This is a genomic window from Pseudoalteromonas sp. APC 3694 (genome assembly GCF_030407565.1).
GTDB lineage: Bacteria > Pseudomonadota > Gammaproteobacteria > Enterobacterales > Alteromonadaceae > Pseudoalteromonas > Pseudoalteromonas tetraodonis.
On sequence record NZ_JASDDE010000074.1, the window covers coordinates 1 to 16,314 of the forward strand.

General features: G+C 39.1%; 18 protein-coding genes. 10 read left to right on the top strand and 8 right to left on the bottom strand.

Annotated elements, in window-relative coordinates:
* Positions 1-364: 364 nt before the first annotated feature.
* The 6 genes from QMA00_RS17035 (at position 365) to QMA00_RS17060 (ending at position 6,658) form a co-directional block, all read left to right on the top strand.
* The gene (locus QMA00_RS17035) at positions 365-985 is read left to right on the top strand and encodes a TnsA endonuclease N-terminal domain-containing protein (RefSeq protein ID WP_290158141.1); all 621 of its coding nucleotides are present in this window, start codon (positions 365-367) and stop codon (positions 983-985) included.
* Positions 986-1,042: 57 nt separating this feature from the next.
* A complete protein-coding gene (locus QMA00_RS17040) occupies positions 1,043-1,297 on the top strand; it encodes a hypothetical protein (RefSeq protein WP_290158142.1) in 255 nt (84 codons plus the stop codon).
* Entirely contained in the window at positions 1,284-3,218 is a 1,935-nt protein-coding gene (locus QMA00_RS17045; protein WP_290158143.1) for a hypothetical protein, read from the top strand. The genes QMA00_RS17040 and QMA00_RS17045 overlap by 14 nt, the downstream gene beginning before the upstream one ends.
* A 2-nt stretch (positions 3,219-3,220) precedes the next feature.
* Positions 3,221-4,177, top strand: coding sequence for a TniB family NTP-binding protein (locus tag QMA00_RS17050; RefSeq protein WP_290158145.1), 957 nt, complete (start codon positions 3,221-3,223; stop codon positions 4,175-4,177).
* A complete protein-coding gene (locus tag QMA00_RS17055; protein WP_290158147.1) occupies positions 4,167-5,843 on the top strand; it encodes a TniQ family protein in 1,677 nt (558 codons plus the stop codon). The genes QMA00_RS17050 and QMA00_RS17055 overlap by 11 nt, the downstream gene beginning before the upstream one ends.
* 371 nt (positions 5,844-6,214) lie before the next feature.
* Positions 6,215-6,658, top strand: a complete 444-nt coding sequence (locus tag QMA00_RS17060; protein WP_013466144.1) for a PaaI family thioesterase — start codon at positions 6,215-6,217, stop codon at positions 6,656-6,658.
* Between the two features lie 29 nt (positions 6,659-6,687).
* Here the strand turns inward: QMA00_RS17060 and QMA00_RS17065 are convergent, their stop codons facing one another.
* Positions 6,688-7,068, bottom strand: coding sequence for a hypothetical protein (locus QMA00_RS17065; protein WP_262976926.1), 381 nt, complete (start codon positions 7,066-7,068; stop codon positions 6,688-6,690).
* 246 nt (positions 7,069-7,314) lie between these two features.
* Between QMA00_RS17065 and QMA00_RS17070 the strand changes: the two genes are divergently transcribed.
* Complete coding sequence (locus QMA00_RS17070) at positions 7,315-7,974, top strand: endonuclease (RefSeq protein WP_290158152.1); 660 nt, start codon at positions 7,315-7,317, stop codon at positions 7,972-7,974.
* 110 nt (positions 7,975-8,084) lie between these two features.
* Here QMA00_RS17070 and hmpA read toward each other — a convergent pair whose 3' ends face one another.
* From hmpA to QMA00_RS17085, 3 genes are read right to left on the bottom strand one after another with little or no spacing between them, the layout of a single operon-like run.
* On the bottom strand, positions 8,085-9,266 hold the full coding sequence (gene hmpA / locus QMA00_RS17075; RefSeq protein ID WP_290158149.1) for an NO-inducible flavohemoprotein: 1,182 nt from the start codon (positions 9,264-9,266) through the stop codon (positions 8,085-8,087).
* Between the two features lie 50 nt (positions 9,267-9,316).
* Positions 9,317-10,549, bottom strand: coding sequence for an NnrS family protein (locus QMA00_RS17080; RefSeq protein WP_086997149.1), 1,233 nt, complete (start codon positions 10,547-10,549; stop codon positions 9,317-9,319).
* A complete protein-coding gene (locus tag QMA00_RS17085) occupies positions 10,549-10,818 on the bottom strand; it encodes a hypothetical protein (RefSeq protein ID WP_011329510.1) in 270 nt (89 codons plus the stop codon). The genes QMA00_RS17080 and QMA00_RS17085 overlap by 1 nt, the downstream gene beginning before the upstream one ends.
* A 159-nt stretch (positions 10,819-10,977) precedes the next feature.
* Here QMA00_RS17085 and norR point away from each other — a divergent pair, with 159 nt between their 5' ends.
* Positions 10,978-12,564 (top strand): nitric oxide reductase transcriptional regulator NorR, encoded by a 1,587-nt coding sequence (gene norR, locus QMA00_RS17090; protein ID WP_262976920.1) that lies wholly within the window; start codon positions 10,978-10,980, stop codon positions 12,562-12,564.
* A 5-nt stretch (positions 12,565-12,569) separates the two neighbouring features.
* Here norR and QMA00_RS17095 read toward each other — a convergent pair whose 3' ends face one another.
* Together QMA00_RS17095 and QMA00_RS17100 are read right to left on the bottom strand one after the other, a co-directional pair.
* Positions 12,570-12,800 (bottom strand): hypothetical protein, encoded by a 231-nt coding sequence (locus tag QMA00_RS17095; protein WP_076922631.1) that lies wholly within the window; start codon positions 12,798-12,800, stop codon positions 12,570-12,572.
* Entirely contained in the window at positions 12,800-13,696 is an 897-nt protein-coding gene (locus tag QMA00_RS17100; RefSeq protein ID WP_076922630.1) for a LysR family transcriptional regulator, read from the bottom strand. Before QMA00_RS17100 ends, QMA00_RS17095 begins: the two co-directional genes overlap by 1 nt.
* Positions 13,697-13,814: 118 nt before the next feature.
* On the opposite strand from QMA00_RS17100, the gene QMA00_RS17105 reads away from it, so the two are divergent.
* Positions 13,815-14,381 carry an NAD(P)H-dependent oxidoreductase gene (locus tag QMA00_RS17105; protein WP_013466150.1) on the top strand — a complete coding sequence of 189 codons (567 nt, stop codon included), beginning with the start codon at positions 13,815-13,817 and terminating at the stop codon, positions 14,379-14,381.
* A 7-nt stretch (positions 14,382-14,388) separates the two neighbouring features.
* On the opposite strand, the gene QMA00_RS17110 is transcribed toward QMA00_RS17105, so the two are convergent.
* Positions 14,389-14,832, bottom strand: coding sequence for a TerB family tellurite resistance protein (locus QMA00_RS17110; protein WP_076922629.1), 444 nt, complete (start codon positions 14,830-14,832; stop codon positions 14,389-14,391).
* Positions 14,833-14,927: 95 nt separating this feature from the next.
* On the opposite strand from QMA00_RS17110, the gene QMA00_RS17115 reads away from it, so the two are divergent.
* Positions 14,928-15,308, top strand: a complete 381-nt coding sequence (locus QMA00_RS17115; protein ID WP_262976921.1) for a chitin synthase — start codon at positions 14,928-14,930, stop codon at positions 15,306-15,308.
* Between the two features lie 74 nt (positions 15,309-15,382).
* On the opposite strand, the gene QMA00_RS17120 is transcribed toward QMA00_RS17115, so the two are convergent.
* Positions 15,383-15,979: a hypothetical protein gene (locus QMA00_RS17120; RefSeq protein ID WP_028834823.1), complete on the bottom strand. Its 597-nt coding sequence runs from the start codon at positions 15,977-15,979 to the stop codon at positions 15,383-15,385.
* Positions 15,980-16,314: the final 335 nt, after the last annotated feature.

Sequence of the window (16,314 nt, forward strand, 5' to 3'; positions counted from 1 at the left end):
TAATAAAAAATAATATCAATTCATTTATATTTTTCATTTACTTAATCAAAGCCAGCTCAATTAATAGTCATATTAAAAATATACAAATACGTATAAAGGCGTTATACATAAACGTACAACATATCCATACTATACAATGGGTTACATTAAACTTTATACTAGAATTCTAATTGCAAATATCACAATGAACACCTAACATTTTTTAGTAATTAAAGATTATGGAAACTAAAGAATGAAACTCGAAACAAATCAAACTTATCGTATCATAATAAAAAACTCAAACTATGCTCTGCGCATTTCCGACCGTTCACAGACCAGCGAAGTAACAAACAACAACACGCTAAACTGTTGAAGGGGAAGAAGCATGTCTGTTGATAGAAAATTTGGCAAAGCCAATACGCATAAACCTGATATCAAGCATTTTTCACCAAAGCTTCGTGCAATGGTCAGCTGTGACAGCTACTTAGAAAAAAAGAAATGCCTTGTATTAGATCTCAATCCCAATGTCATTAGCTATATGACACAGCCCGATTCTACTTATTACGAATTTAATGGCGCAATATGCCGATACACGCCAGATAAATTGGTTAAAACAAATAATGGTTATGAATTTTGGGAAATTAAACCATTCGCCAAAACACTGAACGATGAGTTCAAACACAAGAACAAAGTGCTTAAAACGCACTACTGCGAAGTACTCAAGGTGCCTTTAAAAGTTGTCACTGAGGAAGGTATGACTAAACGCGAGTTTATTTCAAATTGTCAGGTTTTGTCTGATTACATCTATCACTATCAGGATGAAGACATAACAAATCATATCTTAAATGATTTATTGAACATGACAAACCCCCGAGTACTAGATGCTGAAGTGATCGCCATAGAATACGGTCAATCTCCAGACTACGTTTGGTCAATGTTAGCTCATAAAAAACTTAGATTTGATCACGATTTATTAATTGATCGTAGCACGCAATTACTAATGTGAATAGCATCTCAAAGACAAGCAAACTACCTATAACCCACTGAATATTAGGAGCATAGAGTGTTAAATAATACACTTTGGATAAAAGCAAAAGAAGAACGCGCTTACATTCAACTTAAAAAAATTTGGTCACATGTTGACGGGAGTAATACGTTAACCCTGCGTACCGCTTATGAAATTTACCGTAGAACTTTGAAGGCACAATCAACACCAATAGCATATAGAAAGTTCTTACGATTATTTCACCAGTTGGTCGCTCAGCAGCATTCGCTATTTTATACTCGTTTTAGCGGAGGATACGATGACTCACGCTAATGCATTAATTTTACGAAAAGGTATGCGCATTGCGTGGAACCGTCAAGAATCGGTAATTCGCTCTTCACAGCCTGATTTTTTAGTACTGGAATATGATGACAATACTAAAAATATGGTATCAGCAGATAAAGTTTATGATGCCTATTCGAATGGTGAAATAACCATAGTAGATACGGCTCCATCGGTTGTCTACATGCCACTTACAAAACCAGAGCATATTAAAGAAGCCAATCGATTAAGTGCTTACCTTAAAGAACTAGATTCACGTGCTCACAGTCGCTCTAAACGCACAAGAGATAGTGTTATTAACAATGTTGCTAGCCGAATCAATGACCCTACCCCTCCATCAGAAGGGGCATTATACCGCTATTACGACAAGTGGATTAAAGCGAACAGAAACGTTATTCCATTAATCATCAAACCGAAACAGCAACGTCAAAAACAGATTTCACAAGCTGAACTAGACTTGGCATATGAAGTGATTGATGATGAATATTTACAGCGTAATGGCGCAAATCCTCACCAAACATACCTTCGTTTCAAAAATAGATATAACACTGAACTCAAAGGCACATTTGATAAAAAGTGTATATGCAAAGAGTCGTTTTATAAATTAATACGTGCGCTAGACCCTTCTGAAGTAACACTCGCTAGAGAAGGCAAAGATGCTCTTCGAAGAGAGGCACGTAAAAGTAATCAGATCATCATCACTGATCGCTTAATGCAGCGTGTTGAAATTGATGCTGTTCACTTAAACCTAGGCTTACTAGATGACAACGATCACTACCTTGGCACTGTTATTCTCTACCTAGCTATCGATGTACAATCAAGGTACATAGTAGGCTACAAACTATGTTATGGACTCAATATCGGTGAAGAATCATCAGCAGTTATTGATTTACTTAAAAATATTAGTCTCCCTAGAAAACGAACTGGTAATTACCAATCAACTTGGCATTACTTAGGTCCACCTACAGAAACGTTTGGTGACGCAGGTACTGCTATGTGTTCAAACGTTGTTATTGCATTCAGCGCCTTGCTTGGCTCAAGCCACACTACAACTCAAGCTGGTAGCCCTTGGAAGAAACCGTTTATAGAGCGCTTTAACCGAACTTTACGCTCACAGTTTGCAAGCAAAATTCCGGGTTATTTTGGAAGACGTGTTGATGGGAAAACCCTTGATGGCACCATTGAGCAAAAAGCCTGCGTAACCGTTACTAAATTTACGGAGTATTTAGAAGAATATATCTGTGACTACTATCATCAAAATCCGCACAAAGGGCTAGACGGTTTGACCCCTCAGCAAGCTGTGGAAAGTGAACTAGGTTATTTTAAGCCTCGCACCATCCCAGATGTAAAAATGATAGAAGCATGCACTGGTGTTGAACATAACGTTACTGTCCAAGAAAGAAATGGCATTCAAGTTCATCGCGTCACTTACCGCAATGATGAGTTGAAATCGATTTACGATAAGCTCGTAATGCAAGGCAAAGATCGTAAAGTCAAAATCCTTTATAACAAGTACGACATATCCAAAGTGATGCTTATTGTACCTGATACGCTTACGCTGCTCGAAATTCCTTGCAGAGACAGCCGTATCAAGCCCGGTACATCGCTGAGCGATTTTAAAGCTGGTTTACCCACTCAAACTAAAGACAGCAAAGCTTTTCCTTCAAAACATAAAAACCATAGGCCTAAAGCGAAGAAGCGTAAGAAAACAGTAAAAACTAAGCCTACAGAGGCTTCTGACAAACCTTATACAAAAGAAGAGTTAGAACACATGATTGAAACAGGCAAAGGCCGTTTTGGGCAAGATCATACTGGTAAAGAATTAAAGTCCACTGCTAACAATGAAACCGCATCTTCTAAGCAAAGTAAAACCTCAGGTCGCAAACGCTCGGGCAGAAGTAAGGTAGTGTAATAATGTTAAAACAAGAAACAATAGAATTTAATAACAGAGCATCTCTTCACCCTCAGTTTGAGGCGGGAATTGAGGCGATTTTAAATGTAATGAAATATAGAGGCACCAAGCCATTTGGTGTCATGATTATTGGCAATCCGGGGTGTGGCAAGACATTTCTACTAGATACAATTAAACGTATGCATCCCGAAATTTTTACGCGCAGAAAAACTGAAGTCCCTTTTGTCTGCATAGATTCACCACCAGAAATAACCCCGAGCACAATATACAGTGAGATATTAGAAGCGATGGGCGATGAATGTGCTGATGAAGGCACAGTAAAATCGCTAAGACGCAGAATCAAAAAACTAACTAAGAATCTCGACACAAAACTGCTAGGGATTGATGAAGCTCATGACTTTCTACCAAGCTCTGGCCTTACTAAAACATCTACTGTACTTAAAGTAATCAAATGGTTAATGAACAATACTGAAGTTCCACTCGTACTTGCTGGTAAACCAGATGCTAAAAATCTTCTCGATTTCGATGACCAACTTAAAGATCGCTTTTTAGAAATTGTAAAATTAGAAAATTTTTCTTGCGCAACTCTAGACAAATCCATTGATAGCGCAGATTTTTTTGACGGGTTATTTTCAGTATTTCCACGCAAAACTACGGGCATGGAATTTTTAGATGAATCAGAAAATGATGATGGTGTAATAGAGTATAAGTTAAATAATAATTTCAGCAATTTATTGCGTTTTATACTCGCGACATCTGGCAACCCCAGATTAATCAACAAAATGCTACTAGAGGTTATTGAGTCAACTAACAAAGGTGATGTGTTAGCTATTGCTGATTTTGCAGAAGCTTGGGATAAAACTCTCAAATCAAAAATGGAATTTAATTTTAACCCTTTTACCGCTGATTATTCAGTTGTTAAAAGCATGGCGATCACACGAGACCTTTATGAAGAGTAAACCCAAAATTCTTTATCGCCCGTTACCTACAATCGATGAAACATTGAAGAGTTATTTGCTTCGGGTAGCCTATGAAAATGGCTATGGCTCACTAAGAATGTTGGGACACGCAATGAATCAACATTTGGGTCCAGCATTAAATAGACAAGGCTTTCCAGAGCATAAGAAGCTGCTTAGAGAAGTTAGGAAGCACCTCTGCCTCACAACTGAAGAATTAAGACAATGTGAATTAAAAAACACTGATCTGGTTCAAAACAATCGCCATGTGATTAACATTAGCGATAGAAACATAAAAGCCTGCATTGAATGTTTAAAAGAATCTCCTGTACTTAATAAGAAATGGGAGGCCGCTCATATAAACCATTGTTTAGCGCATCGATGCGAGTTAAGTCATGCATGCCCAAATTGTCATAAACCATTCACAGACCATACAACACTCTTTGAAGAATGCTCTCGATGCGGATTGCAGTGGGCCGATATCAGCATGTTAAAAGTAAACCCACCTCTATATCAGCAAATCGACGAAAGCCTTGCGGGAGAATATCAAAAACTATTTCGGGCTGCTTTATATCAAATGCTGGTGTTTGTTACTCGACCATTGGATTTACATTTAGCTGTATACCAGCGCTTTCCCCAATTCATCGTAGACACAAGTATTAACCAGTATTTTGACTATGCATATAGCATGTTGGTCAATGAAAATTTCGCTCAGTCAATGCTTGGGCGAAGAAGACAGCACTGTATTGAACAAGGCAACTTAACGCACCTTTTAACATCACTAGCTTATTTCGATAATATTATCCTCAAGACGATTAACAGTGCTTCACTATTTATTCCGCATAAATGCTTCAATAAAGTAGAACTGCCGGAAAGTCTAGATAATTCAAAATATCATAAAAATAGTGAACAATTTCTAGAAATGGACCACCCTTTCAAAGTTGAACACCAGACTATCGCAGAGCTATTAGGTATTTCAGCTTTAGATCTCAATGAATTATCAGATGAAGGGGTAATTGATGGTTGCGAATTTATTGGTGTACGCAAGCATAAATGGTTTGATATTAGAACTGTAGATCGCAATCTACAATCGATAGCAAAGCATGTTCAATATTGTGATATAAGTAATAAACAGTGGATCAACCTCTACCAATTAAAACCAACGTTCCAACGTTATAACTTAACTTTTGCAAAGGTTTTAAAGTTGATCATTGCTAACGAGCTTAAACTAGTAACCAATGTTAATGACTGGAAACTAACTGATTTTAAGGTTTGTCGAGTTGAAATAATCTCTTTTTTGGAAAAGCATTTTATTACAACCTTATCTGGCCCGATTAAAAAGAGAGACCTACTTAATTATTTTCAATTTGATGGTAAACAGTTCGAAGCCTTCAAGTCTTTATTTAGTGATCAGTTAATTTTTGAAAGTTGTAGTTTTGGTTATATACCCGGAGAAGCAATAAAGGACTTTTTCGATAATTTTATTTTGCTCAATCATAAATGCAAAACCCAAAAAGCTAACCTCAAAAAATGTGTCAGTGAACTCAAGGTAGCCGGATTACTACCAATCAATAATGGCGCAACTGATTCACAACTTTATATCTACAAGAAATCTCATCATATCCAAGCGGCGATAACTGCAATTACGACAAAATTATCTCTAAGATAAAATATAAATATTCATAAATAGCTTTCCTTCCAACACATCAACTATACTCATTTTAATCCTGCAATTAACGTTGCAGGTCCTTTGTCATAGCTAAGAAAATTCTATGTTTTTAGTGTGCGTACAAATGATTTATTAACTGGAATTTTCAGTAAGAAATTCAGGGTTAAATAGAAAAATAGACAATCCTTAATTAGAAATATTTTGCTAACTGTTTGAAAAAATTAGATCACCCAGTTTCACTTTTCAGTAACTCCTACACGTTATCATCAAACAATAACCTACTTTAAAAGCAGGGTGATAAATGTAATTATTAGCAACGCATTATCATATTAATAAATTTTAATTCTCAATTACTTATCCAAGGAGCTAGCATGAGTATTTGGCATCAACCGATTACATTAGAGTTTTGTAAGCAATTAGATCAAGGTATTACAGGCCAAGGGACACTCATGAAAACCATGGGAATAGAGATCAGTGAAATTGGTGATGACTACTTAGTGGCAACTATGCCGGCAATTCCAGAGCATCATAACCCTATGGGTATCGTTCATGGTGGTGCAAATGTGGTGCTTGCTGAAACAGTAGCAAGTTATGCCGCTAATTTTGTGGTTGATTTCAATCGATTTTATTGTGTTGGCCAAGAAATCAGTGCAAGTCATTTAAAGGCATCACGCAATGGCACATTAACGGCCACAGCGAGAGCTTATCATATCGGCAAGCGCAGCTCGGTTTGGGATATTAAAATAACCAATAGCCGCAATGAGCTTTGCTGCGTATCACGTATGACCGCAGCCGTAGTAGAGCGAAAAGGCTAGTAAGTCAATTAACCAAGGTTGAAATTAAATTACTTTTCGAAAGGGTAAATAGTAATTTCTACGCCTGCACCAATTGCAGATATACGTAACAAGGTATCTGCATGTAAGGCTTGGTTAAAGCATTTTGGCGAAGTGCCAGACTCAAAACCCATATCGAATGTTCTGCGTGAACAACTCAACCATTGCTTTAATGCATTGCGTGAACACGACTCGATTAACTCACACAAGTGATTAATCGCTTTATCTGGCGTGGTTATTTCACCTGCAACCTCAATGCGAGCAAGTTGACGGTATTCGTCTTTATCATAATGTAAAATAGTTGCGACCTTTTTTAAATCAGCAACTAATACGCTAATATCTTGCTTTGATTCAAGCTCTAGATCTACATTTAAAAATTGAATTTCCGACATTATCTCGTTTTTACCCTCTATTAATCTCATTGCAAACTTTAACGCAGTTTTACCGTTATACCAAATCAACAACGCAGGAATCACTGCATTAACGCGTTTTTAGCGTTAGCCTCTGAATATTGCCCACTATTTACTCCTAAAAGACGCTCTACACAAAATACGCAAATTAAAATTAAAGCATGCCGGCGGCAGTTTACTTTTTTATTCTAGGCCTTAAACTAGCCGCTCCTGTAGTTCACGTATGTGATGGATATGATTCGGTTTATTTTAGCCTTGTTGGCTTTTTTTGTATGCTTTTCGCTATCGGCTGAAGAATTCACTCGGTTTTCAACCGCTAAAAAACACCTAATTAAAACCCTCCCTAGTAATGCTAAAAGTATTTACTGTGGCTGCGATATAAAAAAGCAGGGTAAAAAACTAGTTCCCGACCCCACTAACTGTGGCTATGTGCCACGCAATACACATACCCGCTCAGGTAACGTAAATGCACGCGCTTTACGCATAGAATGGGAGCATATTGTGCCTGCCTGGGAGTTTGGCCACCAATTACAATGCTGGCAAGATGGTGGGCGTAAAAACTGCCGCAAAGTTAGCGCTAAGTTTAGAAAGATGGAAGCCGATATAAACAACTTAGCTCCTGCAATTGGTGAAATTAACGCAGATCGTTCTAATTATCGATTTGGAATGCTTAGTGAAAGCGCCACCCAATACGGTCGCTGTGAAGTTAAAGTTAACTTTAAACAACGAGTAATAGAGCCTCCTTTTTATGCCCGTAAACAAATAGCCGACGCTTATGCCTATATGCAAAAAACTTACGGCTTAAAAATATCAAATAAACAACAGCAGTTATTTAATGCTTGGCAACAACAAGCGTATGCCGCGCAAACCAATACCAAAAAGCTTTAATTTAAAGGTATTAGGAGCCAGTTTAATATTTAACTGCACAAAAAAGCGCGCTATTGGTTGAAGTAATTTCCAATAGCGCGCTTTTTTAATTTAGTTTTATTTTATAAGCATTACAGGTCTTGATGCGGACCAAAAATTTCGTAATGAATGTGTCCGTTATTAACGCCTAATTCTAACAGTTGTTTTTTCACAAAGGCCATAAAATTAGCGGGTCCACACAAGTAAAAGTCGCCGTTGCTCAGTGGCAATTGCGCTTGTACTGCGTGTAAATCCATAAAACCGGTAAAATCAGCTCCTGCATCGCCTTGATTAAACCAAGTCATGGTTTGTAAGCGCGGGTAAACAGTGCTTAGTTCATTTAAATAATTAGCAAATGAGTGCTGCTGAGTATTTTCGCAAGCATGCAAATACATAATATTTTGATTAGCAGTATCGCTTAATAACGTCTCTAACATTGCTACCATTGGCGTTTGCCCAACACCCGCTGAAATAAGCACAGCAGGGCTGGTGTTATTTCGTAAAAAGAAATCCCCTGCAGGCGGATATAACTCTACTCGTGCGCCTTGCTCTAGTGAGTGTAAAAAATTAGACACCACGCCAGGCTTTGGTTGGCACTCTTTTTTAACGCTAATACGATAGTTTTTAGCATTGCTCTTTTGCGAAATAGAATACTGGCGGATCTCTTCATATTCTGCGCCCTCAGGCTTAACTTTAATGCCAATGTACTGTCCTGGCTTGTAGGTAATAACTGCTTTACCATCCACAGGTGTCAGCGTAAAACTAGTTACGAATTCAGATTCAATATGTTTATCAGTAATTTCAAACTGGCGCGTGCCTGCCCAGCCACCATGGTTGTTTTTACTGTGCGCATACAATGCCGCTTCTTCGGTAATACAAATATCAGCAAGTACACCGTAGGCTTCGCGCCACGCATATTCAACATCGGCAGTAAACTGCTCAGGAATAAGCTCTTTTAACGTACCGATTAAATGTGCGCCCACAATAGGATAATGCTCGGGTAAAATATTTAAGCTGGTATGCTTATGATTAATTCGCGCTAGCGCCTCTTTTAACACAGCTAAATTATCAATATTTTGCGCGTACGCAGCCAATGCATTAAATAATGCAAATTGTTGACGGCCGGTATCTTGGTTGCTCATATTAAAAATATTTTTAAGCTCAGGATTATGACTAAATAAACGCTTGTAAAAATGATCAGTAACAACCGTACCTGCCTCTGCTAATAAAGGAACAGTACTTTTAACAATTTCAATAGTTTTATCAGATAACATCTAGGTTTTCCTACGTGTGAATAATACCCAATTAATAAAATAGGTATAGGTTAACCACGACGCCCATCAACACGACGCTGTGTTAAAATAGGTGTGCAGTGAATTAAAAATAATAAAAAGGCAATTAGCCACAGCCCAGCACTTAGCTGCCAAGCTAGGTGTGGCCCAATAACAAAAGGCAGTAAAGAACGAGTAATCCCAGCCACTAACACTAAAGCAAAAGCAACCGCCATATAATGTGGAATAGTCAAAGAGCGCCCGGTATGCCCATGAGATACGCGTGTCATCATGGCTAAAATCATCATCCCTATGGTACTTATGGTAATGAGGTGTAGTGCATCTTTAAATAAAATAACACTGCTGTAAAAACTCACGGCTACCAGCATTAAACCTACACCTAGTGCCAAGTACGAAAAATGCAAAGACCATAACAAAGGAACTTTAAGTACGTTTTTATCCCACCAATAAAAACTACGAATTAAATGCAGCACAGCAACAACAGCAAGTGCCCAGCCTGGGTTTAGCTGATTAAAAAATAACTGACTAAGAAAAAACACCGCAATACTAAAAACGCTCATATACAGTAATACTGAGTCAACGTTAGCTGTACGTACCTGTGCTGTTAAACCAAGGCCTTTACTGGTAAAAAATGGCAATACACGCCCTGCTACTATGCCAATTAATAAGGTCATCAGTAATACTGCTGTATCAACAATGGCGAGCGCAAACTGCATGTTTTGTTCAATCAGCAGGGCCAAGTAAACAATATTTAACGTACACAGCGCCGCTAATAGCACTAAAAATTGATAGTTATTTTTGCTTTTAGCGGTTAATAACATATTAGCTAATGCTGCAATAACACCTAGCCACCATGCAAGCTGTAACACTAACACCGCATATAAATTAAATTGTGCAAAAGCAGGCAAAGACACAAAAAATGCGCCTCGCGCCCCAAGCCATAACAGCGTTAATAGCATTAACTTTTTGCCACTAATGCTAGGTACTCCAGTCCAAGTTTGCGCGGCGGTAAGTAAAAAACCCACTGCAACAACACCTGCAAAACCAAATAACATTTCGTGGGCATGCCATAATGTAGCGGGGATTGTTAACTGCCAAGTTGCACTACCCGTTAAAATTAATAACCAGTAGCCTATTGAACTAAAAGCCAACAAGCCTGCGGCTAAAAAATAGGGTCTAAATGGCAGCATCCATACTGGCCACTGCGTTATTTGGTAAAAGCGAATATTAGCCGGTACCGGCTGAGATAAATTAATAGGTCGCATTAACGAACTTCCTTCCCCATGCCATGCAGTGCGATACAACGCAGCACATAGCTAATTTTTAAAATAGCAGCAATAACAATAGTGCTAATATGTGCCGAAATTTGCACCGGTATAGAAAAGTAATCGGCAAAAGGGTAGCTAATTAAAATACTGGTTATTAGTAATGCACAACTAGCTGCTAATAATGAGTTTGCCACTAGCAGTAGTTTTTTCAGTAAACAAGCTGTCTCAATTTTGTAGCTTGGATTATGTATAACCAAGGTGTTCATAACGGCCTCAACAACTAATGCACTTAACTACCTATTACACTTATCGTGCCAATAAAATAAACATATATATTTCAATGAACTAACTTATCCACCTTTGCTTTTAATGTCTTTATGACCTACCATAAATCAAACCAAAAAACACATAAGAGTCATTTTGACATGAGCAGCGCAATTAACTTCACTGCCGTAGCGGTAAAGCTGGCTCAAAGCACATTAGATAAAAACTGTTTTGAGCAATTACTTACTGTCCTTGAAACAGTGATTGCCAGTGATGCCAGCGCACTGCTTGAGCTACAAGGTGAGCAGCTCAAGCCACTTGCAATTAAAGGCTTAATGCCAGATAGCCTGGGGCGGCGTTTTAAGCTTAGTGAGCATCCGCGCTTAGAAGCTATTTGTAATACTCAGCAACCACTGCAATTTGCCCATGACTGTCCATTGCCCGATCCGTACGACGGCTTACTACTAGCAAAAACTGGCGACATTCCGGTACATGCTTGCTTAGGTTTACCCCTATTTTATCAACAACAGTTATTAGGTGTGATTACGTTTGACAGCCTAAATGCCAATGCCTTTAACGCTATTAGTGCGCAAACGCTTAGCACCTTACAAACGCTATGCAGCGCACATTTTAAAACGGCATTACAGCTGGCTCATTACAAATTACATGCACAGCATTCTAGCGCCTTAGTGCAAGAGCTTAACCGCGAAGCACTCACCCGTGATGGCGGCGAAATTATTGGTCAAAGCTCAGCAATACAAGCACTTAAAAATGATATAAAACTTGTCGCCGCCTCTAATTTTAGTGTGTTAATTTTAGGCGAAACCGGCGTAGGCAAAGAGCTGGTTGCACGTAATATTCATTTACACTCGAAACGCAGTGAGCAGCCACTTATTCATTTAAACTGTGCTTCGCTTGCTGAAAATCTCGCCGAAAGTGAGTTTTTTGGCCATGCTAAAGGCGCTTTTACTGGGGCGGTTCATGCGCGCCAAGGTAAGTTTCAGCTAGCGCACGGTGGTACTTTATTTTTAGACGAAATAGGCGAGCTACCACTGGTACTACAAAGTAAATTGCTACGGGTATTACAAAGTGGCGAAATACAAACAGTAGGCGAAGACGAAGTGAAATATGTTGATGTGCGGGTTATTGCTGCTACTAATCGTAATTTAAAAAAAGAAGTAGCCGAAGGACGCTTTAGAGCCGATTTATACCATAGATTAAGTGTCTACCCGCTAACGGTAGCGCCGTTACGCCAGCGTGAAAACGATGTGGTTTTATTAGCTGGTTTTTTTGTTGAGCAAACCGCACGAAAATTAGCAATAAAACAACTTAAGTTAAGTGTCGATGCACAATTATTGTTAACCCAATATCAGTGGCCGGGTAACGTACGGGAGCTAGAGCATGTAATTAGCCGCGCAGCACTAAAGGCCAAACAAAGCCAATGGCAACAAGCCATTATTACCATAAAGCCCGAGCACTGTGAGCTAAACCTTAGTGCGAGTAATACAACACAGTTATCATTACCTGCTAGTACCACAAACACCACCACTGGCAGTAGCACTAACATAGCAGAGCAAAATTTATCACTTAAGCAAGCAACCGATACCTTTACCCATCATTTAATTAGTCAGCAGCTTGAGCAACATAATTATAACTGGGCAAGTGCAGCACGCACCTTAAAAGTAGACCGTGCAAACTTAGTTCGCTTGGCTAAACGCTTAGGTATTTCAGTCAAAAAGTCGCTATAAAATAGCTATAAAACCGTCAGTTCATCTAAGTTAGGGGCTTTACAGCAAGTAGCCCCCAGCAGAGCAGCAAGCGATTGATAGTGCGGCGAAAAATACAGCAACACTTCACAATGCAGTCCACTTTTTGCGTAATATTTAACGTAAAGTGGTGCGTTGGTAGCCATTGCTAGCTGTTTTATTTTAGCCAGCTCTGCATCTGCAAACATAGCATCACCTAAGTTTTTATAATGCCACATTAGCTTGCTTTATTGGTTTGAAAATAGGTTTTTAACAATTGGCTAAACGCCTGTACCTTTGCGGTACGATGCACCAAATGATGCGTTACTAGCCATATATCAGTACACCAGATTAATTCATTAGATAAAATGGGTACTAAATTAGCGTATTGAGCCGCAACATTGTGCTGTAACCCACCAATTCCTAAGCCTTTAATTACAGCACGCGTAGCTTCTGAGGTTTCTGACACACGCAGTTTTATTTGCGGCGCTGCAATATGCTGATCTACCCATTCAAAATACGGCACCCGCGCATTAAAGCCCGCCACGCCAGAAATAAAGTTATGTTGCTGTAAATCACTCAGCGATTTAGGCATACCATATTTATTAATATATCGCTGATTAGCATATAAACCCGAGTTAAGCTGAGCCAAATGCTGTGCAATATAGTCGCCTTCATCGGGCCTTGGCCCTGCCCGTACGGCAATGTGCGCCTGACCGTGTTCGAGCCGTAAACGCTTTTGCTCTAAAATCATCTCAAGCTGCACTTGTGGATGTAGCGCCTGAAATTGCTCGCACACATCGCCAAGCACATCCATAAAGCCACTAACCGTGGTTAACAGTAAACTGCCGCGCAGTGTGCTATCAGCCGCAGCAATATCATTATGTAACTGCTCAAGAGAGCTGTCGATCACTTGTGCGGTACTAAACAGCTTAGCGCCTGTTTCTGTTGCTTTATAGCCACGAGCATGGCGATGAAACAAACGTGTGTTTAAGTTTTTTTCAAGATTATTAATTCGCCTAAGCACTGTACTATGGTGCACATTAAGCGCCTCTGCCGCCGCAGTTAAGGTACCTAAACGTGCAACCTCAAAAGCCACTTTAACATCTTGCCAATCTTCAAACTTAACCGCCATACTGTGCCACCTTAAACTTATGTGCATATACGCACATAAGTGTTGCGTTTATTCGGGTTTTCTGCAAGTGATTATTTGTTAAAGTCACATTATACAAACTCATTATCAGGAGCAGCTCATGACAACACCAAAAATTATTGCCCTAGCAGGTAGCTTACGTAAAGATAGCTTTCATCAAAAACTCATTAACGAAGCAGCACGCTTTGCTTTAGAAAGTGGCGCTGAAGTAGAAGTGATTAAACTCGCAGACTTAGCCATTCCTATGTTTGATGAAGATCTCGAGGCACAAGGCACACCAGCCGGTGTACAACAACTTAAAGACAAACTGCGCGCAGCCGATGGCATTTTGCTGGCCAGCCCAGAATATAATGGCTCTATTACCGCCGTGTTAAAAAATGCTATTGATTGGGCATCGCGCACCGAACAAGGCGCAGAGCCTGCATTTGCAAATAAAGTAACCGCCTTATATGCAGCCTCACCAGGTGGGTTGGGCGGTTTACGGGGCTTAAATCATGTGCGTGATATATTATCAGGCATTGGCAGCTTAGTATTAGCGAACCAACTGGCAGTACCGGCTATTCATACTTTATTAGATGACAACGGTCGAATTAGCGACCCCGCTACCGCTGAAAAAGTGGCTGGTCTTGCACAGCAGTTAGTTAGCGTAGCAAGTAAGCTTAAATAAGCAGCCACTATAACTTTGTTGCTGCAAGCTTTGCAGCAATAAAGTCTTCATGGGTAACATACAATAAATTAGCAACACGACGAATAACGTATTCTTCTTGTGAATCAAGTTCTCCATCGGAGTACGCTAAACGCCAAAGTAATTCAACTATATCAATGCGTTGCTGTGCACTACATTGATTGTTAATTTGCTTAGAAAATTGAAAATAATCAATGGCGTCATCTAAGCTTGCACTTGCTTGCTCGGTTAACTCATCTACTGCTTCATCCGTTAAATCAAAATATTTTTTTAATGTTAGACTTAGCGTATGTTGCTCATCAGCCTGTAAATCGTTATCCGCTCGCATTACCTCAATTAATAATGCGGCAACCGCTGTTTTTAAATCATGTTGTTCAATATCATAATCTTGCTGATCAATACTCGAAAAAAGCTGTTTAATTTGCTTGAACATCACATTTCCCCTTTTTGGGTGTTAGACTTATATCATAACGGGTTTAATAGATATGCTGATCACACTACCCAAAATTAAGATGGAGTTAAAGGTTTATGAGTATAAAAGCCAATCATTACATACATGGAATTATTAGCTGGTGTTTATTAACGGGGTGTTTGAGTGTGTCGGCAGAGCAAAGTGAAATGCAGCGACTTTATGATTTTGATGAAAAGGTGCATTATAAGCAAACTCAAATAGACACTAACAATTACCACTTAGAAATACAGTCTGACGACTACCCACATTTTAGAAACCAAAGTGTGTTTTTGTTGCGCCACGCAAATCGTTTATGTCACTATAATCCTTTTATGTTAAAAGTGATTGAGGGCGTACAGGAGTACCAACGCTTTCCAACTAAACCGCGTGCTTATCAGCCACCGCTCAGTGTATTTGTGCAGTGTGAAATGCCTGCAGAAAAAACCTCAAAAAAATAACACCTCGTTATTTTCAGTAAAACCACTGAGTATTAAAATAGCCTGTGGTTTTACTGTAGTTAACCTGAACTAAGTTAGTTAACGCCATATCCCCACGGCGCAGCCGGTGGTGTGATAGGTTTAGTTAAATCAAAATCAACACGGAATTCGCGACCTTGGCGAATAAGTCGATAAGTGAACTGTTCAGGGTAAATATACATTTGCCATGTATTGCCTACCGATTGCGGTATGCCTTGGCTAACAAATAACTCTTTTGAATACTGATCTGCAGGGAATGACTGCATATTAGCAAAACCCGCATCCACAGTATGACCGCCATACATAGTAGACACATCATCGCTGCCATCTTTATGGCGATGATCGTGCTTTAAGCTTAAGCCACTGCCCGTTTTAGTAATAATCCACGTACGTGAAGCATCATCACCGACATGAAACGGCACCTGTAACTCACGGTCATTACACTTACGCACATGCATAATTAACTTTTTATCGGCAAATGAACTCGGCCCTGTTGCATTATCAACCGTTACTTTACCCTCGAAAGCTTTACCGCAGTGAGCAGCAATACTATTGAAAAAGCTATCATGACTTGGAATTGATACTAAAGGCGCTGGACGTGCTAATGCAGCAGTGGATGCCAGCATAAACGCTGCAGCTGTTAATAATTTCATAATGTGTCCCTAAACATGTAAAAAATCAGCTTAGCGTTTAAGCAAACACAAAGAAAATAATCACGATGAACAGCAATAAAAATTAACAGAACAATAGGGTTTTACTTTAATTAATTAGTAAAAAATATCGCTTGAAAGAAAATAAGAAATTAAATATTGTTGTTTGATAAAGGGGAAATAACTAATACCAATTCGCTTAATTAAGCGGTCTATTTTGAGGCAGGAAAAACGGGTTGATAGCTAGGCAAAAAATTCGCTATTTAGTTGTTCTAAATGAGAATTTTTTAACACAGATAGCGACACGTTTAGCCCCGCAAAATGATTGAGTATTATTG